Origin of the sequence: Halomonas campaniensis, from assembly GCF_002211105.1 — a bacterium.
Taxonomy (GTDB): Bacteria; Pseudomonadota; Gammaproteobacteria; order Pseudomonadales; family Halomonadaceae; genus Vreelandella; species Vreelandella campaniensis_A.
The window spans coordinates 169,704-189,303 of sequence record NZ_JPUA01000049.1; the positions used below are offsets into that span (position 1 = coordinate 169,704).

Here is a 19,600-nt window from a genome sequence, read left to right on the forward strand (position 1 = left end):
GTAAACCCGTCTATCGGCTGCTGAGGACGTTACCCGATAAGCTGGTAGCTGCCGCTCAGCAAGTGGGCGCTGCGATTACCGACCACCTGGGTGAGCACCCCGAGGATGCGACGCTTGAGCTCCAGGAGCTGCTGTTCGAGTCGCTGGCGTTCTGCCGCCTAGCGGAGCGCTTTGGGGATCACTCGCTATGTGACCTTACCCGCCATGGCCGCGGGCGAGCGGTGCTGGGGCTTCGCAATCTGATACCTGGCGATTTCCTGGCGGCGCGGTTTAACACTGCCCACTCAGTGGTGCTGTTTTCCGCCACGCTCTCACCCGCTCACTACTATCGAGATCTGCTGGGGTTGCCGGATAATACGGTGTGGCAGGAAGTAGCGTCGCCCTTTGCTGCGCACCAGCTTGAAGTACGCATACGCAGCGATATTTCCACGCGTTTTCGTGATCGGGAAGCGTCTGTTGAGCCGATGGTGGCGGCCATGGCGCAGCAGTATCAGCGTAAGCCCGGCCACTATTTAGCCTTCTTCAGCAGCTTTGCCTACTTGGAGGCAGTGCTGGCGAGGTTTCGCGAGGCGCACCCTGAGATAGCCGTTTTCAGCCAGACCCGCGGGATGCCGGAAGCCCAGCGCGAGGCATTTCTGGCGCGCTTTACCCCTGGTGGAGAAGGCATCGGTTTCGCAGTGCTCGGCGGTGCCTTCGCAGAAGGCATCGACCTGCCCGGCGACCGGCTGATCGGCGCCTTTGTCGCCACCCTGGGCCTGCCGCCGTTTAACGACTTCAACGAGGCGCTTAAAGCGCGTTTGACCGCACGCTTTGGCCAGGGTGACGACTACACCTACCGCATTCCCGGCATGATCAAAGTGGTGCAGGCCGCAGGACGGGTGATTCGCAGTCCAGACGATGAAGGCGTTGTGGTATTAATGGATGATCGTTTTGCCCAGGCCAGTGTGCGCGCGCTATTGCCAAGCTGGTGGTCGCTGGGCAACCCCATTCCCTAATTGAGAACCTTAACGCGAGCCATGACAGATCTACTCTGGTACCAGTATGCGCTGATTGGGCTAATTTTTGCCTGGAGCGGTTTTGTGCGAACTAGCCTGGGCTTTGGCGGCGCTGTGCTGGCGCTGCCATTCCTGCTTTTGGTGGTCAACGAGCCCCTGGTGTTTTTGCCGATCATTGCCATTCAACTGCTGATTTTCTCCAGTTGGATCGCTTGGAGCGGGCATCGCCAGCTACAGAAAGAGGGCGTGGGAAGCGGTACACCTGAGAGCAATATCGATTGGAGCTACCTGTTCAAAGCCCTGAAAATCATGATCATCCCCAAGCTGATCGGGGTGGTGGGGCTATTAACGCTACCCGCACAGGTCATGACCAGTATCATTTTCGGCATTGTGATCATCTATGCCATTGGCTATGTATTGAATAAGCCTTTCAAGAGCAAGAACAAGTACGTGGACTACGTGCTGCTGGCGCTTGGGGGGTATGTCAGCGGTACCTCGCTGATTGGCGCGCCGTTGATTGTGGCGGTGTTCGCCACTCACGTGGCCAAAGAGCAGCTACGGGATACCATGTTTGTGCTGTGGTTTATCCTGGTGGTGATCAAGATGGTCTCGTTCTTGATTGCAGGCGTGGATCTTCAGTTGATCCACCAGTTGTGGCTGCTGCCCTGCGCTTTTATTGGCCATCTGGCAGGCGAGAAAGCCCACCGCTATATGCTCAATGCGGATACCGGGCTGTTCTTCCGTGTGCTGGGCGCGGTACTGATTTTGGTTAGCGTGGTGGGGTTGATCAACCCGCCTGGGTAACTAAACCATGTAAGCACTTAACTAGCAGGGTTTGTGGGTGGCTGCTTGGTCGAGCGGAACGATTGAATACGCGCATTGATTCCATTAATCAATGTCTCTTTGGATAGCCGTGATTTAAGCAAAACAGCCTCGACTTGGCCATGTTGTTGCTGTGTCATATCGGCCCCGGAAAGGATGACCAATTTAGCGCCAGGCTGGCAAGCGCGAATGTCAGCAACTAAATCCCACCCCGATCCATCCGGCAGCCCGATATCAAGAAGCACGACGTCAAATGCCCCCTGCTTCAGGCGTGTGCGCGCCTCTTGCACCGTATAGGCAGCTTCAAAAGAAAAGTGATCACCGGCCATGGCACAAACCACTTCATGTAAGTCGCTGTCATCTTCGATGTGAAGCACGCGTGGACGATGCTCGTACTTGTCTGATAATTGTTGCTGGACTATGCCGATGAGTCGTTGCTGGTCGATCGGTTTAGCCAGCCAGTCAATGTTTGTTGCATCGCCGTTGATAGCTAAACGACCCTGTTCCATTTTTGCCGAGACCACGACTATCGGTATGTCAGCGGTGTCTGGCTGTTGGCGCAGCAGACGGATAATATCGAGTCCATCGGTATCGGGTAGCATCAAATCCAGGCTGATGAGGTCGTAATGCGTTTGCTTCAGGCGGTTCAGTGCCTCTGCGCCAGTCGATGCAGTATCGACTTGGTACCCGGCATCGTTGAGCATGATACTCAGCAGTTTGGCGACGTCTTTATCATCTTCGACCACTAAAATACGGGGAGCTTCCTGATGGTCAGTGATACCTTCCAGTTGCCAAGTGTCTTGCTCTGCCGCTTGTACTAACGGTAGTTCAAAGAAAAAGCGTGATCCGTTGCCTTCGGTGGACTCAAAATCAATCCGCCCCCCCATGTGTTCCACCAGTTCACGCGTGATGGCTAAGCCAAGGCCAGTGCCTTCTTTAGCACGGGAATCCGAGGCATCCGCTTGGGCAAAACGCTGGAATATTTGTTTACGAAAAGCGTTGGCAATGCCAGGCCCGCTGTCAATAACGCTGATACTTACCTTGTTTGATGTGGTTTCCACCGCAAGGGTAACCTCGCCCCCCTGGGGGGAAAACTTGATCGCATTGGATAATAAATTGGCCATTATTTGCATGAAGCGCTGGTTATCAACATTGATAAGCGCATTTGACCCATTGCCCGCCAATGACAGCGTAATACCCCTATTGCTTCCGTAGTGTTGATTCGCCTCCAGTGCTTGTTCGAGCAAGGGCATCACTGCATGAACCTGCATATCGAAATGCAGTTTACCCTCGGCGATTTTTTCGATATCCAGCAAATCGTTAATCAAGTGAGTCAAGCGCTTGCTGTTTCTATGGGCGGTCGTCAGTAGTGTCTGGGCTTTTTCCGGCAACTCGCCAACATTACCACCGACCATCAAGCCCAGCGCACCGGAGATGGATGTTAACGGCGTACGCAGTTCATGGTTAACCGTCGATATAAACTCATTTTTAATCTTGTCGGCGCGTTTCCGCTCGGTAATGTTTTCAGCAATACCCACGTAACCATTAATCTCTCCAGCACTGTCGCGCATGACCGTGACTACCATTGATACGGGGATCTGGTGGCCATCTTTGTGAACGTAGATCCACTCGCGTTTTTCTGATCCACGTTGTTCGGCTTTCTCCACAAATACTCTAAAACCCTCAACGCAATAGCCTAGCTCAGTGGTTAGTTGTGCCGACCGAGCATCCACCTCCTCTTTCAGGTGCAATATGGCGGGGGTCTGTTTGCCGACCATCTCTTGGTGGCTATAACCGAGCATATTCTCGGCACCTTTATTAAAAGCAGTGATTATCCCGGTAGTATCGGTCGCAATAATTGATACTTCCGACGCGGACTCAAGCACACTGGATAAAAATCGCTCGGCTTTATAAATGGCCATATCCGCCGCTTTGCGCTCATTGGCTAAGCGGTTCATCGCGTGGGCTAATGCAGTTACCTCCGGGCCGCCCTTTTCCTGGAAACCACTATCAAAGCGTGCATTATCAGCCATATGCTCAATACGGCGGGTTATTCTTTCTATGGGCTGCGTTAGGCTGCGTGCAATCCATGCGCCCGCTAAGCCCACGATGGTCATAGCAATCAGCGCGATAAGCAGAAAATGGCGAAAAGATGCCTGCGCTGGGGCTATGGCCTCACTGTAAGGTAGCGCCCGCAGGATGATCCAGCCGGGAGAGTCCAACTGCCGGCTAGCCACTAGGTAGGACTCTTGCTGATACTCAACGATGCTGCCCGCAGGGCTGAGCGATAGTGCCGCGTCGACTAAGGCATCAGCGCCTTCATCAGGCAGAGGTTCGGGCCTGTCGAAGCGCTCTTGCATTGAGACAAACAGGCGATGTTGAGGGTCAATAATCAGAGTGACTGTGCTTGAGTCGCTCTCGATGACGCTCCCTGTGTCGACGAGGGGCGTATTGGCGAGATTCAGTAGACCGCCCGCATAGCCGATAAGATCGCCACTTTCAGCCACAATCGGTTGCAAGTATGAGAGCAACGGCAGTCCGGTGGTTCGCCCCAAAATCGGCTCAGAAATCACTGCCTGCTGGGTTTGCCTGGCGCGCTGAAAGTGAGGGCGGTCGGCGTAATTGGCGCCCAAACGCCCCGGCGCATATTGGCTTTCTGCAATAGCGGTAGCATCCGCATCAAGCACCAGCAAGCCATCCGGAAACAGCTCGCTGGCAACAGAAGACCTCTGCAGCAGCGATTGCAGCGCGTCGTCATCAAGTAGCTGGCCGTCATCATTGACTAAGCGGGTGGCGAAGGCCTCCAATCCCAGCAATCGTTTTTGATTTGATAATTCCAGCTCGGAGGCTACGCGCTTTATGACCGCTGTTTCTCGCTCAGCGACCAATGCTTCGTAATCGGAGACCATTAACTGGTAAACCGTTGCTAGCATGCCGCCGACCAGGATGCCACTCGTGACTAGCACGAGTAGCACAATTCGCACGCTTAGCGGGGCTTTCATCATGACATTTCCCTTGGCAATACAATAAAAAGTCGGCCCCGCCGCCGACAGCGTCGCGATAGCCGACTTCGCCACCCATTTGCTGGCAGATTTCTTGACTAATCGCCAGCCCAAGCCCTGTTCCGGGTAGCTTTCGGGTATCACTGCCGTCAGCTTGAGAAAAACGCTGAAACAACTGAGCGCGAAATATCGGATCAATCCCCGGGCCGTGGTCGCAAACGGAAATTTCGATAGTGTCTGCATAAGGCGTAACGCTAACTTCAACGGCTTCGCCTTGGGGGGAGAATTTAATCGCATTGGATAATAAGTTGGTGAGTGCTTGTGCCAAGCGAGGAGCGTCAATATTAACTTGAACGCGAGGCCATTCGGCAGGCGTTAGGATAGACACCTGATGCTGCGCGCTATAGCCCCACATGGACTCAATGACCTCGTCGAGTAACGGGGCCACTGGTTGCACCCTCAGGTTCATGGGCATTTTGCCAGCCACCAGTTTTTCCATATCTAATAAATCATTAATCAATACGAACAAGCGTTGAGCGTTGCGTTCGGCGGTGCTTAACAACGCCTGAGCTTTGCTGGGTAGGGGCCCTGCGGCACCACCGTTCAGTAACCCCAGTGAGCCTTTAATCGACGTAAGCGGGGTTCGTAATTCGTGGCTGACGGTGGCGATAAACTGATCTTTCATTTTATCCAGTTTGCGGCGTTCAGTGATATCTTCAATCAAAGACCAAATCACCTGTCGACCATCCTGTTCCTGGCTGAGCATGCCTTGCAAACGGACGGGGTAACGGCTGCCATCCTTGCGGATATACTCTTTTTCGAAAGGGCCGTAGCGTCCTGTCGACTTTAGGCTTAAAAGCGCTTTCTCTTCTTCGGGTTGATACTCTATCGGGGTGACGTCCCAATAGCTCAATGACACAAACTCATCGCGGGTATAACCCGTGGGTAAGATCAAGGCGTCGTTTAAATCGATAAACTGCCCGGTGGCCATATCATTCAAGGCAATACCGATGGGAGAAAAGTCGAACAGCCCCCGTAAACGGGTTTCGCTGTGTGTCATGGCAAGGCGTACCAGTTCCTGTTCATGAATATCTTGCAGGTAACCATGCCATAAAGTACTGCCATCAATAAGGCGTTCTGGTTTGGCTTGGCCCGTAATCCAGCGATAGTCGTTTTCCTGGCGCGCAACACGAAACGTTGCATTCCAATCTTCCAGTGTGTTGGCTGAGTGCTCGATAGACGCACTGATGGCGTCGAGATCATCGGGATGAATCCGCTCAAAAGCCGGGGTAGCATCTTCTGCGGCCTGCGCGGGGGTGATGCCATACAGTTGTTGAATTTGCGGTGAGCTGAACGGAAACGTCATGTGGCCGTCAGGAAAACGGCGAAACTGATAGATCGTACCTGGCAGTTGGGCCACGAGCTTTGTCAGCCGTTCACGGCTGGCTCTTAATTCAGATTCAAGGCTTAAGTATGTTTGTTGACTGATTTCGTCGACTTGTATCAGTTCTTCCGCCGTCGCTGCTAGATCGACCAGCATATCGATCTGTTCAGTTGAAAAGTGTCTCGGTCGCGTATCAATCAGGCACAGTGTGCCAATACGATAGCCGTCGACGGTATGCAACGGCGCACCCGCGTAAAAGCGTATCTTAGGCGCCTCGGTGACAAGAGGGTTGGAGGCAAAGCGTGGGTCTTCAAGCGCATTTTCGACGATCAATGGCGAGCTGCAAAGAATGGCGTGGCCGCAAAAGGATAGGTTGCGTGGCGTTTCCTCAGCATCAAGCCCTTGTCGCGACTTGAACCACTGTCGGTCGTGGTCAATTAATGAGACGAGTGCAATAGGCACTGAGAAAAGCTGACAGGCAAGGCGCGTTAAACGATCAAAGCGCTTCTCCGAGTCCCTATTCAGTAATCCGGTTGCATCAAGGGCACGCTGACGCTCATTTTCGTTATCCGGGGTCGGTGGCGTTATCATTGTTCTACCTCAACGGTAACATCGCTGTTGATGCTAATCTGTTGCCAAACAGACACGGTTGCGGCCACTTTTCTTGGCTTGGTAAAGCGCTTGATCAGCTCGGTTAAGCAGAGACTCGGCGATGTCATCAGGAAAATGCTGATTGTCTACCACACCCGCCGACAGGGTGCAGGAAAACGGGTTGCCGCCGCCGGTAAATTGAATAGCGGCAAAATCTTCGCGCAGGTTATTCACCATGCGCTCGGCGTGTTCAGCGGTGCAATCAATAAGCACCAGGGTAAACTCTTCGCCACCGTATCTACCCAGTCTATCGGTGCTTCGGAAACGTTGGCGCAGTAGGGTGCCTACCGCTGCAATGACGACGTCCCCCAAAGCATGCCCATAGGTATCGTTAACCGCTTTGAAGTGGTCGATATCGAGCATGACCACGCTGAATGGTTGCGGTTTTCGTTGAGTTAACTGCCATTGGTAGTCCAGCGCTTCCTTGATGCTGGCGTGTTTCAATAGACCGGTAAGGCTGTCTCGGTTTTGGGTATCTTCCAGCTTGCGTCGTTGCTTTACCCGTGAGCGGCATAGGTTGATGAGAAGGTCGGGATCAATGGGCTTTTCCAGAAACGCATCGCCCCCCTTTAATAAGGCCTGGTCGCGTAGCTCTGAATTGGATTGGCTCGAAAGATACACAATGGGCACCTGAGACCATTGTTCCACTTGTCTTAATAGGGCCGCCATCTCTGTGCCGGTAACGTCGGGCAGCCAGAGATCCATCAAAATCAGTTCAGGGTTCACATCATGCATCGCCTCGAATAACGTATCGGCTCGATCAAGCACTGCCACGTGCATGCTGGCCTCCTCCAACACCCGTTGAAGTTGCTGAGCCAATTCCTTGTCGTCTTCGACAATCATCACTCGCTCGGGCACGGTATCTTTGGTTTTAATCAATTGCGCCATATGGGAGGCCAAATTGATCATATCCAAGGGTTTGACGAAATAGCTCTGTCCTCCGCTACGTAAAGCGTTGAGGCGCGCGGTGAAGCTTTCCTCGCTCCCGGTAAACAGAACCGGGCAGGTAAAGTCTTTTAAATGCTGTTGCCAGAAGGCGACAGGATTAGCCCTGAGGGCCTCTAAATGGGAGGCGCGATGGTCGATTAAGAGCAAATCAGGCAATGAGCCTTTTTCGTGAGCGAGTGCCTCTGCATCACGTAAATGGCGGATATGAAAACCGAAGCTGTGTAGTTGTTGAACCATATATTCTGCCAACATGGAATCGCGCTCTACCAGCCAGATGACCGGCTCTCCGCCAACGCTTTCTATCCTGGAAGTCTCGATGCGTACAGCCGATTTTTTGCTTTCATCCGTTTTAAGCGCTTTTTGTAACGCTATAATCCATTCAAAAACAGGCAGTGGCTGTTTGTCATTGCAAGGTTGCTCCAGGGTTGTTGCTACCTGCAGCTCCTGCTCTCTGGCTTGACGCCCAAGCTGTACAAAGCCGAAGGTACCTGCTGACCCTGCCAGCGAGTGCAAGGCGGCATGCAATTGCTGAAGGGATTGTGTACACGTCGGGTCTTCTTCGAGCTGACCAGCGAGTATCGTGAGATGGTTAAAATCATCAGCAAGGCGTTTTGAGTAGGCTGCAGCTAGCTTTTCCAGCCGTGCAACGAAAGTTTGGTGATTAGTTGATTCGGCCATTAAATGCCTTCCAGATTGAGCGGACGTCATCAGCGAGCGTCATGGGGTCAAATGGCTTTGCTATAACGTCTGTGGCCCCGATCTTCTTATAACGCGCCACTTCTTCAGGATGAACTTTAGCCGTCATGAAGGCCACCGCTGTTGCTTCGGTGATATAGCCTTGGCGGCTCAATTCCAACAGCGTGCTAGGCCCATCCATGCCCGGCATCATCACATCAAGTAAAAACATTTGGGGAGCAAACGCTTCAACTTCCTTTAATGCTTGTTCGCCGGAGCTGCAGGCTTTGATTGTTAAGCCGCCGACATCCTCCAGCGCCATGCATGCGACTAAACGTATATCGTCATCGTCTTCAACGTACATGACTCTTTCAAGTGTATCCAAGCCGAGTCTCCTTCAAGGTTTTTAAAGGATTTATCACAAGCTATCACTGTATGAGCGATGTACTAGAAGTGCCATGCTTTTTTAGTAGCGCCGATGGTGCGGCTGACTATTGCAATCAATGGTTGCCAGACCCATGTTCGCCAAGCGTACTGACACGATGCGGCTGGCCGCACTTTACCTAGCAGCGGCTGGGAATGGCAAAGTGAGGTCGACCTACAGCTTGCTATCTGCCTGTAGGGCTGTTTTGCCTAGAATAATCAGAGCAATGGCCAGTAGGCCACACGCGACTGCCATGCCGGTAAACACATTACGCAGCGAGTCCAGCCAGATCACTGCCGGAGCGACCACCACAGGGGAGATAAACTGGCCAAAAAAGAAGGTTGAGGTAAAACCACCAAATACCCGGCCCCTTACACGCTGAGGCGTGATTCGCATTAGCCAGGTGGTGGTGTTGGGCATAAAGGCGCCCAGGCCCAAACCGGAAATCGCCGCGCCGACGATGGCCATGGCGTAACTTTGGGTAAAACCAACGATCAAAAAGCCAGTGGCCGCCAGAAAGAATCCCAAAACATAGATCGTCATCACCGAAAGAAACGGTTTGTAGTAGCCGTAGCAAAACGCCACGATGCTGGCCGTTAGGGCCGCCATTGAAAGCGCGATACCGATCGCCATGCCACTGATCTGGCCCTGCTGAGAGAGCAAAAAGGGGAGTTGGGCGGGAAACATATAAAACATCGCCATGCTGATCATAGCGATGAGGTAGGCAAGACCGGTGCGCCCATAATCCACCTTCACTGGTGCATCGATGACACCTGCGTTTACGCTACCGCTGGATTTGGGTTCTTGAAGAATCGCCCAGGCATAGGGGAGTAAAAGTACGCCGGTTAGATAGAGGAGAAACGGGCCGCGCCAACTCCAGTCGGAAAGTATTCCACCAAGGTTAATAAAAATAACCCCGCCCAAAGCCATGCAACTGCTTTGTAGCCCCAAAAAACGGGCGCGTTCGGCGCTTTCAAAATAATCACCTACCAGGGTCGTACTGATACTGAGGATACCGGCCACCGCAATCCCCATCAGTGCGCGGGAGCTTAATAGCAGATCCACGCGATCGATGAAAAAGCCCGCGACTCCCGCAAAACCGTAGATACCCAGCATCATCAGCAGCAATTTCTTGCGCCCAAACCGGTCAGCCAAATATCCCATCAGCGGGCTAAACAGCGTAATCATCAGCGCGGGAATGGTCAGAATTAGCTGGATCAGTACTTGAGGCTGATCAGGAAAGTGACGGCTAATACCCGGCAGCGCAGGCGCGATAATCGCCCCCGACATCACGGTCATGGTGCTGGCAAACAGCAGTACGGCCTTAATATGCGTTAACTGGCTAATGGTCTTTTTCCATATCAAAAGAAGGGAAAGGATTTAAAGCAGAAATGCCAATCGTAGCATAGTTGTTAGCAGGCTAGTTTGTTTTTCGCAGTGCTTTTATGGGTAAGCAGCGGTGAGTGGAACCTATATGTCACCTATCACCCAACCAACAAAAAACGGCCACTTGCTATATTAGCTAAGTGGCCGTTTTTTCTGGAATTTTTGGTCGGAATAGCAGGATTCGAACCTACGACCTCTGCCTCCCGAAGGCAGCGCTCTACCAAGCTGAGCTATATTCCGAAAGTTGCCGAGCAATGCTTATCTGTGCTCAACAACGGAGGTGGATCATACTTAGCCAGAGGTGTTTTTTCAAGTCCTCGAGGGTGTGATCTAGCAATTTTTATGCTTGGCGATCAACCGCTAAGCGGGCCAACTGGGCCATGCTGTCGCGGTAGGCGCTGGGCGGCAGAGCGTCCAGTTGCTGCAGGGCTTTATCGGCCATCTCTTCGGCGCGCTGGCGGGTATAGTCGAGTGCGCCGGTGGCGTGAATAATGTCCAGTACGGCGTCGAGCTGCTCAAGCCCGCCATCGCGAATCACCTGGCGAATCAGCTTGGCCTGTTCCGGCGTGCCTTGCTCCATGGCGTGGATCAGCGGCAGTGTCGGCTTGCCTTCGGCTAGGTCGTCGCCCACGTTTTTGCCCATGGCATCGGCGTCGCCCTGATAATCCAGCAGGTCATCGATCAACTGAAAGGCGAGACCTAAGTAGCGGCCATAATACTGGAGTGCGCGCTCCTGTTCCGGCGTTGCCTCTGCCAGCACGGCACCGCTGTGGGAAGCCGCTTCAAACAGCATGGCGGTTTTGCCCAAAATGGTCTCGAAGTAATCTTCCTCTGAGATGCTGGGATTGCCGATGTTGGTTAACTGCAGCACTTCGCCTTCCGCAATGATGCAGGTAGCGCCGGACAGGATCGCCATGATGCGCATCGAGCCCACATCGACCATCATCTGAAACGAGCGCGCGTAGAGAAAGTCGCCGACCAGTACCGACGGCGCATTGCCCCAGGCGTCGTTGGCGGTTTTCTTGCCCCGGCGCATATGCGACTCATCCACCACGTCGTCGTGGAGCAGCGTGGAGGTGTGCATAAACTCAATCAATGTAGCCAGCGGGATATGCTTGTCGCCGGTATAGCCGAGTGAGCGGGCGGCCAGGAGTGCCAACAAAGGGCGCAGGCGCTTGCCACCGCTTTCGGTAATGTATTGGCCGATCGTTTCAACCAAGGGCACTTTAGAGTTGAGCTGCTCGACAATTGTCCGGTTGACGGCTGCAAAATCATCGGCCACCACGGCGTGCAGCGGTGAAGGCGTTGGGCTGTCAGGCTGTGCTGAGGAGACGTTAGCGGTCATGGGATACGTTCATCGCGGCAGATTGAGGCGGTAAGTCCCGCCCATAATGGGGGTCATGCTATGGGGCTGCCTGTTAGGCGTCAAGACACGCACTGTGGCCGCACTATTATATGTCTTTATAAACGGAGGGTAGTGACAATTGACAACGGCCTGTGGTCTTGTGGTAAGAGAAGATAGTCGTTATAATCCGCGACCCACTCATCTTGCTCCCTGTCAGATGGCTCCAAAAGGGGCGCCACTCGCAGCAGGTCGATAAGAGCACGACTCGAAAGAGCGTAGGAGATGAGTGCCGTTTAAACGTTAGAACGGCATTAACGACAGTCCGGAGAGCGACATGTACGCAGTTATCAAAAGCGGTGGTAAGCAGTACCGCGTTCAAGAAGGTCAAACCCTCAAGCTTGAGAAAATCGAAGTCGCAACCGGCGAAACGATTGAGTTTGACGAAGTGCTGATGGTCGCTGACGGCGATGATTTCAACATCGGTGCGCCGACGATTAGTGGTGCTAAAGTCTCTGCCGAAGTGGTTTCCCACGGCCGTGGCGATAAAGTCACCATCATCAAGTTCCGTCGTCGTAAGCACCACATGAAGCGTCAGGGCCACCGCCAGTGGTTCACTGAAGTCAAAATTACCGGAATTTCTGCGTAAGCGGTCAATTCCCTTAGGAGGATTTTGCAATGGCACATAAAAAGGCAGCAGGCTCCACGCGTAACGGTCGCGATTCCGAGTCCAAACGCTTAGGTGTAAAACTCTTCGGTGGCCAAGCGGCGACTGCGGGTAACATCATCGTGCGTCAGCGCGGCACGCGTTTTCACGCGGGCACAGGCGTTGGCCTTGGTCGTGACCACACGCTGTTCGCACTGAGCGACGGTTTTGTGAAGTTTGAGACCAAAGGCCCGAAAAACCGCAAGTTCGTTAGCATCGTTTCTGCCTAAGCGGCTAGAGCTATGCTCGCGGTTGCGAGAGAAAAAGCCCCGCTATGGCGGGGCTTTTTTGTCGGTCAAATCTCTTTTCCAAATATGCTTTTCCATCATGCAGGTGGAAACAGGGTTGGAAAAAAAGCAGTGCATATTAGGGCGGCGGAAGCGGCCGGGAGAATCCAATGCAGTTCGTCGATGAAGCCTCGATTATTGTTGAGGCGGGCAAAGGCGGCAATGGCTGTCTGAGCTTTCGCCGCGAAAAATATGTGCCCAGGGGCGGCCCCGACGGGGGCGATGGCGGTCACGGTGGCAGCGTTTACCTGATTGGTGACGATGCCCTTAATACCCTGATCGATTTTAAATTCCAGCGCTTCTATAAAGCCCAGAATGGGCAGGGCGGCATGGGTCGTCAAATGAGCGGTAAGGCCGGCGAAGACCTGCACGTCAAAGTGCCGGTGGGCACCACGGTGATCGATGAAGATACCCTGGAAGTCATTGCCGATGTCACCGAAATCGGTCAGGTGGTGCTGGTAGGCGAAGGTGGTCGGCGTGGGTTGGGTAATATCCACTTTAAATCCTCGACCAACCGTGCACCGCGTCGCACGACACCAGGCACCGAAGGTGACCGCCGTAACCTGCGCCTGGAAATGAAGGTAATGGCCGATGTGGGCCTTCTGGGCATGCCCAACGCGGGTAAATCGACGCTGATTCGCTCGGTGTCTGCCGCCAAGCCCAAGGTCGCCAACTACCCGTTCACCACCTTAGTGCCCAACTTGGGCGTGGTAAAACTGGGGATGCACGAGCACTTCGTGATGGCCGATGTACCGGGCTTGATCGAAGGGGCGTCAGACGGTGCCGGTTTGGGGTTGCGCTTCTTGAAGCACCTTACCCGTACGCGACTGCTATTCCACGTGGTCGACGTCGCGCCGTTTGACGAGTCTGACCCGGTTGAAGCAGCCAAGGCGATTGTCCATGAACTGGGGCAGTTCTCTCCAGCGCTTTCTGAGCGGCCACGCTGGCTGGTGCTGAACAAGTTTGACCTGCTGCCGGAAGATGAGCGTGAAGAGCGCGCCCAGAAGATTATTCAGGCGCTCAACTGGGAAGGCCCGGTATTCCGCATTTCGGCGATCAGCAGCGACGGCACCGATAAATTGGTGCAGGCGGCCTACCGCTGGTTGACCGAACAGCGCCGTCTTGAGAACGAAGATGAAGAAGCGCTGGCCCGTGAGGAAGAGATGCGCCGCCGCATGGAAGAGGAGTCGGTCGCACGTACGGAAGCGCGTCTGGGTCGTCGGCGTAAGCGTGACGATGAAGATGACGAAGACTTCGACGATGATGATTATGATGTTGAAGTCGAGTACGCCCCTTAGTGATATTGAGCGGGTGCACTCGGTAGTCAGTAAAGTAGTAAGCTTAAAAGAGGCTGCGTTCGCGCGGCCTCTTTTATGGGTGTCTGATCAAGTGGTAAGTATATGATTAAGTTGCCAGTGTCTGATGTGGCGGTGAGTATCTGATTAAGCTGTCAGCGCCTGATTGAGGGGGGTCGCATGGAAAGTAACGAGCAAATCCTGGGCCGCAGCGCGCTAAGCCGTGCACGGCGGGTCGTGGTAAAGATTGGTAGTGCGCTGCTGACTAACGATGGCCGCGGCCTGGACGAACCCGCTATCGGTGGTTGGGTAGATCAAATTGCCGCCTTGCACCAGCAGGGGGTAGAAGTGGTACTGGTCTCTTCCGGCGCCGTGGCGGCGGGCATGGTGCGTCTTGGCTGGCAGGTGCGCCCCAGCGCCGTGCACGAACTGCAGGCCGCCGCCGCGGTAGGTCAAAATGGCCTGACCCAGTGCTACGAGCAGCACTTTGCCCGTCACGGCATGCTCACCGCGCAGATTCTGCTTACCCATGACGACCTCTCCAATCGCAAGCGCTACCTGAATGCGCTCTCTGCGCTGCGTACGCTGGTAGAGATGCGCGTAGTGCCGGTGATCAATGAAAACGATACCGTGGTCACCGATGAGATTCGCTTTGGCGATAACGATACGCTTGGCGCACTGGTGGCTAACCTACTGGAAGCGGATGCGCTGCTGCTGCTGACCGACCAGGAAGGCTTGTTTGACGCCGACCCCCGCCACAACCCCAATGCCCAGATGATTGCTGAAGGGCGCGCCGACGACCCGCGCTTAGCCGCCGTGGCAGGCAGCGGTGGCGCGCTGGGTCGTGGTGGTATGACCACCAAGGTGCGCGCGGCGCAGTTGGCGGCGCGTTCCGGGGCGGTCACGGTGATTGCCAGTGGCCGCCAGCCTGACGTTATCAACCGGATAATGGCGGGCGAAGCGCTGGGCACGCTGCTGAGTCCTGACCAAGCGCCCATGGCGGCGCGCAAGCGCTGGCTGGCGGGACAACTGCAGGTGCGCGGCACGCTGGTGCTGGATGCGGGGGCGGTCAAAGTGCTGCGGGATAAAGGCTCTAGCCTGCTGGCAGTAGGTGTGCGCAGTGTGCAGGGCAGCTTTAAACGCGGCGATATGGTGGTGTGTGTGGATGAGCAGGGCGCGTCTGTGGCCAAAGGGTTGGTGAATTATGGTGCTGATGAAGCGCGCCAACTGGCGGGTCAGCCCAGTCACCAGATTGAGGCAATCCTTGGCTACGTAGAAGCCCATGAGCTGATCCATCGCGATAACCTAGTGGTTATCTAGGGGGCTCTGGCTGTTATTTAGTCGCGAACGCGGGGCGGCAGAGGCACTTGTCGAGGCCAGTCATCGGGCACTATAAATAGCCGCTGGTAGCGTTGTTCACTGTGCTCTCTCGTTGGGTAACACAGCATCACTTGCTGGGGGGAGCGCCAGGTATTGACCCGATCAATCACGGTTGGCAGTACCTCTGCCGCAGGGCGAAAAACGCTGGCTGGCGGCGGTGCCAGCCAGTGGGGCTTTTCCAGCTCTATCATACTCGGCGTGGCGGAAAAGCTGGCTGACAAGGCCGGCCAGTCACGCAAGTAACACCAGATACCACGGCGATGATCTGCCGTCGCGCCTTCCGGCGCTGGCATAGCGGCATGCCAAGGGTAGTAAAGCACGCCGGGCATCGCCAGCCGCTGAGTTAACTGTTCGCCTAAACGCAGATCAGAACCACCCAAATCCCGTGGCGTAAGCCAATGTGCGAGGGTTTCCAGCGCGGGCGCCGTGGTGGAAAGGGGGAGTTGGTGACGTTGCAGATGAGTGCACTTAAGCGCCAGGCTGTCTAACCCGCCAGGGCCAATCCAGCGTGTTTGGCTATTGGCGGCCCCAGGCCCTTCGGGAAGCCCCAGGTAGAACTTAATGGCGACTTCTAAATGGATCGGCGCCGGATTGTCGCGGGTTCTGTACAGCATATCCAGCTCGCCCAGGGTGTTGCGCTGTCGGGTGATGCGGACATTTCGGGCGAGCAATCGCGTATTGGGTGCGTGATCCAACAGCGTATGCCACAGGCGTTCGTGGTAGTGCCCCATACGCGTTGCGCGGCTGCCATTCAGGGCCGTTAGCGGTGGTCGGCCAAGCTGACCCAGCCAGGGCAGTAGCGCACCCTCTAATCCCAGCTCTTTAAGCGTTGGCCGCCCTCCACAGGGAATCGGTGGCGGCAGCTCCACAAGGTCAGGTGTGGCGACCAGCCAGGCTAAGTCGCGTAGCACTGAACTCAATAGTGCTGAACTGAATAGCGTTGAATCGCCCAGCGCTGGATTGCACGGCACTGATTTGCCGACGCCTGAAGCTAGCGCCGACGAGCCGAGCTCTTCACTCTCCAGCGCACCGTTAACGCCTTCGTGCAGCACAGATCTCTCCTCAGCACCCCGATAAGGTCGGCACTATCAATTTAGCGACATGTTTTAGCAGCCTACCATAAACGCAGCGGGCTCCCCGTAGGGAGCCCGCAAAGCAATTAGCTGGAAAAATTAATCGCGGTCAATTTGCGTCACTTCGGCAGAGCCCTGACGCACGCTGATCTCTAGCTCACGGCCATCTTCACCGCGGCCTTCAATATCGATGATGCCGCTCTTATCGATATCGAGATCTTCAAATTCAACCATACCCTCCTGGCTAGCCACGTCCAGTGCTTGACGGATATCGTCTTCGCTCATACCCCAGGAACCGCTAATCAGGCGCTCACGTTTCTCTTGTAGGGTCTCACCGTTATCGAGTGAGAATTCCACGTCGGCGTACCACTCATCGTCCAGCCAACCTTCCACTTCTACGCGGCCCCGGCTTTCAATGCTAATTTCTTCATAGTGGCTGAAACCGTACTCATTGGCGTGGCTCAATACGTCATCAATGCGATCCATCGGCAGTGAATCGGCCTGGGCACTACCGGCAGCCGCAGCAAGCAGCAGAGCAGAGGTCGGGATCAGCAGCATTTTTTTCATGGTGTTCATAGCAAATTCCTTCTTTACGTATCTGTACGAGAATGAATAAACGGCATTCAGCGAATGCGACAGTGGATTTATATCACCACGATACTTTCCTTAAGCTGACAAAGCTGTTCATCTAACGTTCATGTTGCCTTTGGCATGCTGACGCAATGAGTAAAATCCTACGTCACTTCAAAAAACTACTGCGCAGCGTCCCGCGTGGCCCTCGCCGCAACGTCACTGGGTTAACCTTGATGCTGTTGCTGGCGGGTAGCGCGGTGGGCGACCAGCCTTGGGAGTCGCTACACGGCGAAGTGCACCGCGGCGAGGTCGTGCCCCTCGACACTATTTTGGATTGGCTGGAAGCTAACTACATCGGTGAAGTGTTGGAGGTTGAGGTGGAGCGCGAAGGGGGTTACGTCGAGTATGAGATCAAACTGCTCGGTCCCCAGGGCCAAGTCGTTGAGTTTGAGTTCGATGGCCATAACGGCCAGTTGATGTCGATAGAAGGCGTACGTATCAATGATATGCGCCGTTAATGTGTCGGCTTGAAGCGCTTAATGACATCGTTACAGCATTACCAAACAAATTAGTCGATGAGAAAAGGGTCGTTAGCCGATGAAGTGTTTGCTGGTAGAGGATGACCAAGCGCTTGCCCGTGAACTTAGCCAAGCGTTGCGCGACGGAGATTGGCTGGTAGAGCATGCGGCGACTGGCCAGGAAGCCGATTTTCTGGTGCGCACGGAAGCCTACGACACGCTAATTCTGGACGTTGGATTGCCCGATGGCGATGGCACCCGCTGGCTTTCCGCCTGGCGGGAGGATGGTATCGACCTGCCGGTGCTGATCCTTACCGCCCGGGAGCGCTGGGCCGATAAAGCCGCGGGGTTTACTGCCGGAGCCGATGACTATGTCACCAAGCCGTTTGAACCAGCGGAAGTCCTATTTCGTCTGCGCGCCCTGGTGCGCCGCAGCCACGGCCATGCCCATCCGGTACTGAAAGTGGGCGAACTGAGTTTGGATACCCACACTCAACACGTTACCTTGGCAGGTCGACCGGTGGGGTTAACCGCCCAGGAGGCCCGCCTGCTCGGCTATTTAATGCACGCCGCACCGCGGGTGGTGAGCCGCACCGAACTCTCGGAGCACGTTTACGACCGCGACCACGAGCCGGACTCCAACGTGATCGATGTTCAGGTCAGCCGCCTGCGCCGCAAGCTGGGCAGTTGGCGCATTGCCACCCTGCGTGGCCAGGGATACCGGCTATTAGCAGAAGAGCCTGCTAGCGAATGAGTCAAGATACCACCGCATGGAAAGATCGCTGGGCAAAACGTTCTATCAGTGTGCGGCTACTGCTGGCCGTACTAGTGATGGTGGGGCTGGCGCTGCCTGTTGCGGGCACGCTGCTCTCCCACCATTACCGCGCCTCAGCCACCCAGGCGTTCGACGAGCGTCTGGAGGCTACTCTCAACGTCATTATGGCGGGCGTTACCTATGACCGTGTAGAACAACAGCTTGTTCACGACCGGGCTCTGGGCGACCCGCGTTTTGACAACGTCTACTCCGGTTGGTACTGGCAAATCACCGATGGCGAGGAGAACACCCTGGCCTCGCGCTCGCTGTGGGATCAGCGCCTGCCGGTGATTGATAGCGACACCCTTAGCGCTCGCTCGATACCTGGCCCCAGGGGGCAATCGCTGCGCGTGGTGGAGCGCGATATCCATTTGGCGCCGTTAGAAGCGCCGCTCCATATTAGCGTCGCCGCCCGGGACGATGTGTTGACCCGCGATATTGGCGAATTTCAACGCCTGCTGTGGGGCGGTTTAGTCGGTCTGGGCGTGCTGTTACTTGGCGTATTGGCGCTCCAGGTACGCTGGGGGTTAGCGCCACTGCGCCGCATGCACGCCAACCTGCATGAGGTAGAGCAGGGGCGGGCCGAGCAGTTAGACACCCGCTTACCTGACGAGTTGGCGACGCTTGCCGCCTCAATGAACGCGGTGCTGGCACGCGATCAGCGCTTGATCGAGCGCGGCCGCCATACCGCTGGCAACCTAGCCCATGCGCTGAAAACCCCGCTGAGCGTGATGCGGCTGCAGCTACGCCAACTGCCGGAAGCGAACCGCGCCGCCTGGGAGGTTGAGCTAGAACGCGTGGATAGCGCGGTACGCCATCATCTGGCGCGGGCATCGGCAGCGGGTGAGGGGATACGCTTTGCGCCGATTGATTTACATGCCACCCTGGCGCCGCTGCTCAATGGGTTGGCCAGGCTTGCCCAGCGGCGTGGCATTGCGCTGCGCCAAACCTGGACGGGTGAGATTAATGTGCATATGGATGGGCAGGATATCCAAGAGCTGGTGGGTAACCTAATGGATAACGCGCTGCGCTGGGCGCATAGCGATGTGCAGCTACAGGTAGAGAGTGAGGGGCAGCAGTTAACCTTGACCGTTAGCGACGATGGCCCTGGTATGTCGGAAGCAGAGTGCCAGCAGGCGGTGCAGCGCGGCAAACGGTTGGATGAACAGCGCTCGGGCAGTGGCTTGGGTTTGGCCATTGTGACTGACCTTGTCGCCCTGTACAGCGGCCATATGCACCTTAGCCGCGCCAGCACTGGCGGTTTAAACGTGGCGGTGGCACTGCCCGTCGTCGCGCGTAATCGTCGCGTGTAAATAATGGAGACC

Annotated in this window: 17 protein-coding genes and 1 tRNA gene; 9 read left to right on the plus strand and 9 right to left on the minus strand. The window is 55.3% G+C overall.

The features are described from left to right. A partial coding sequence (locus JI62_RS23055) for an ATP-dependent DNA helicase (RefSeq protein WP_240513328.1) occupies positions 1-995 on the plus strand: 995 nt, incomplete at its 5' end. A gap of 21 nt (positions 996-1,016) precedes the next feature. Next, positions 1,017-1,799: a sulfite exporter TauE/SafE family protein gene (locus tag JI62_RS21630; RefSeq protein ID WP_088702133.1), complete on the plus strand. Its 783-nt coding sequence runs from the start codon at positions 1,017-1,019 to the stop codon at positions 1,797-1,799. Between the two features lie 17 nt (positions 1,800-1,816). Here the strand turns inward: JI62_RS21630 and JI62_RS21635 are convergent, their stop codons facing one another. From JI62_RS21635 to ispB, 7 genes are all read right to left on the minus strand, one after another. Beyond that, the gene (locus tag JI62_RS21635) at positions 1,817-4,801 is read right to left on the minus strand and encodes a response regulator (RefSeq protein WP_240513332.1); all 2,985 of its coding nucleotides are present in this window, start codon (positions 4,799-4,801) and stop codon (positions 1,817-1,819) included. Then, positions 4,695-6,794: an ATP-binding protein gene (locus JI62_RS21640; protein ID WP_240513329.1), complete on the minus strand. Its 2,100-nt coding sequence runs from the start codon at positions 6,792-6,794 to the stop codon at positions 4,695-4,697. The genes JI62_RS21635 and JI62_RS21640 overlap by 107 nt, the downstream gene beginning before the upstream one ends. A gap of 33 nt (positions 6,795-6,827) precedes the next feature. After that, positions 6,828-8,480: a diguanylate cyclase gene (locus JI62_RS21645; RefSeq protein ID WP_088702135.1), complete on the minus strand. Its 1,653-nt coding sequence runs from the start codon at positions 8,478-8,480 to the stop codon at positions 6,828-6,830. Continuing rightward, a complete protein-coding gene (locus tag JI62_RS21650; RefSeq protein ID WP_088702136.1) occupies positions 8,464-8,862 on the minus strand; it encodes a response regulator in 399 nt (132 codons plus the stop codon). The genes JI62_RS21645 and JI62_RS21650 overlap by 17 nt, the downstream gene beginning before the upstream one ends. Positions 8,863-9,075: 213 nt before the next feature. Continuing rightward, positions 9,076-10,266 carry an MFS transporter gene (locus JI62_RS21655; protein WP_240513330.1) on the minus strand — a complete coding sequence of 397 codons (1,191 nt, stop codon included), beginning with the start codon at positions 10,264-10,266 and terminating at the stop codon, positions 9,076-9,078. Between the two features lie 184 nt (positions 10,267-10,450). Next, positions 10,451-10,527: transfer RNA gene (locus JI62_RS21660), tRNA-Pro, on the minus strand. Between the two features lie 100 nt (positions 10,528-10,627). Next, positions 10,628-11,632: an octaprenyl diphosphate synthase gene (ispB, locus tag JI62_RS21665; protein ID WP_088702137.1), complete on the minus strand. Its 1,005-nt coding sequence runs from the start codon at positions 11,630-11,632 to the stop codon at positions 10,628-10,630. Positions 11,633-11,966: 334 nt separating this feature from the next. On the opposite strand from ispB, the gene rplU reads away from it, so the two are divergent. From rplU to proB, 4 genes are all read left to right on the plus strand, one after another. After that, entirely contained in the window at positions 11,967-12,278 is a 312-nt protein-coding gene (gene rplU, locus JI62_RS21670) for a 50S ribosomal protein L21 (protein ID WP_088702138.1), read from the plus strand. Positions 12,279-12,307: 29 nt separating this feature from the next. Next, the gene (gene rpmA, locus JI62_RS21675; protein WP_008957069.1) at positions 12,308-12,565 is read left to right on the plus strand and encodes a 50S ribosomal protein L27; all 258 of its coding nucleotides are present in this window, start codon (positions 12,308-12,310) and stop codon (positions 12,563-12,565) included. A 167-nt stretch (positions 12,566-12,732) separates the two neighbouring features. Beyond that, positions 12,733-13,920 carry an Obg family GTPase CgtA gene (gene cgtA / locus JI62_RS21680; RefSeq protein ID WP_088702139.1) on the plus strand — a complete coding sequence of 396 codons (1,188 nt, stop codon included), beginning with the start codon at positions 12,733-12,735 and terminating at the stop codon, positions 13,918-13,920. A 177-nt stretch (positions 13,921-14,097) separates the two neighbouring features. Then, entirely contained in the window at positions 14,098-15,237 is a 1,140-nt protein-coding gene (gene proB, locus JI62_RS21685; RefSeq protein WP_088702140.1) for a glutamate 5-kinase, read from the plus strand. 17 nt (positions 15,238-15,254) lie between these two features. Here proB and JI62_RS21690 read toward each other — a convergent pair whose 3' ends face one another. Together JI62_RS21690 and JI62_RS21695 are read right to left on the minus strand one after the other, a co-directional pair. Continuing rightward, on the minus strand, positions 15,255-16,250 hold the full coding sequence (locus tag JI62_RS21690; protein WP_430750728.1) for a DUF1853 family protein: 996 nt from the start codon (positions 16,248-16,250) through the stop codon (positions 15,255-15,257). Positions 16,251-16,469: 219 nt separating this feature from the next. Continuing rightward, positions 16,470-16,946: a hypothetical protein gene (locus JI62_RS21695; RefSeq protein WP_088702142.1), complete on the minus strand. Its 477-nt coding sequence runs from the start codon at positions 16,944-16,946 to the stop codon at positions 16,470-16,472. A gap of 146 nt (positions 16,947-17,092) precedes the next feature. Between JI62_RS21695 and JI62_RS21700 the strand changes: the two genes are divergently transcribed. From JI62_RS21700 to JI62_RS21710, 3 genes are all read left to right on the plus strand, one after another. Then, the gene (locus tag JI62_RS21700; protein ID WP_088702143.1) at positions 17,093-17,461 is read left to right on the plus strand and encodes a PepSY domain-containing protein; all 369 of its coding nucleotides are present in this window, start codon (positions 17,093-17,095) and stop codon (positions 17,459-17,461) included. Positions 17,462-17,540: 79 nt separating this feature from the next. Continuing rightward, complete coding sequence (locus JI62_RS21705) at positions 17,541-18,215, plus strand: winged helix-turn-helix domain-containing protein (RefSeq protein WP_088702144.1); 675 nt, start codon at positions 17,541-17,543, stop codon at positions 18,213-18,215. Next, the gene (locus JI62_RS21710; RefSeq protein ID WP_088702145.1) at positions 18,212-19,588 is read left to right on the plus strand and encodes an ATP-binding protein; all 1,377 of its coding nucleotides are present in this window, start codon (positions 18,212-18,214) and stop codon (positions 19,586-19,588) included. The genes JI62_RS21705 and JI62_RS21710 overlap by 4 nt, the downstream gene beginning before the upstream one ends. The last annotated feature ends 12 nt before the right edge of the window (positions 19,589-19,600 follow it).

Coding starts and splice junctions, on each gene's coding strand:
- JI62_RS21710 (WP_088702145.1), top strand. CDS start 18,212: ATGAGTCAAGATACCACCGCATGGAAAGATCGCTGGGCAAAACGTTCT.
- cgtA (WP_088702139.1), top strand. CDS start 12,733: ATGCAGTTCGTCGATGAAGCCTCGATTATTGTTGAGGCGGGCAAAGGC.
- JI62_RS21630 (WP_088702133.1), top strand. CDS start 1,017: ATGACAGATCTACTCTGGTACCAGTATGCGCTGATTGGGCTAATTTTT.
- proB (WP_088702140.1), top strand. CDS start 14,098: ATGGAAAGTAACGAGCAAATCCTGGGCCGCAGCGCGCTAAGCCGTGCA.
- JI62_RS21705 (WP_088702144.1), top strand. CDS start 17,541: ATGAAGTGTTTGCTGGTAGAGGATGACCAAGCGCTTGCCCGTGAACTT.
- ispB (WP_088702137.1), bottom strand. CDS start 11,632: ATGACCGCTAACGTCTCCTCAGCACAGCCTGACAGCCCAACGCCTTCA.
- rpmA (WP_008957069.1), top strand. CDS start 12,308: ATGGCACATAAAAAGGCAGCAGGCTCCACGCGTAACGGTCGCGATTCC.
- JI62_RS21695 (WP_088702142.1), bottom strand. CDS start 16,946: ATGAACACCATGAAAAAAATGCTGCTGATCCCGACCTCTGCTCTGCTG.
- JI62_RS21700 (WP_088702143.1), top strand. CDS start 17,093: ATGAGTAAAATCCTACGTCACTTCAAAAAACTACTGCGCAGCGTCCCG.
- rplU (WP_088702138.1), top strand. CDS start 11,967: ATGTACGCAGTTATCAAAAGCGGTGGTAAGCAGTACCGCGTTCAAGAA.
- JI62_RS21645 (WP_088702135.1), bottom strand. CDS start 8,480: ATGGCCGAATCAACTAATCACCAAACTTTCGTTGCACGGCTGGAAAAG.
- JI62_RS21640 (WP_240513329.1), bottom strand. CDS start 6,794: ATGATAACGCCACCGACCCCGGATAACGAAAATGAGCGTCAGCGTGCC.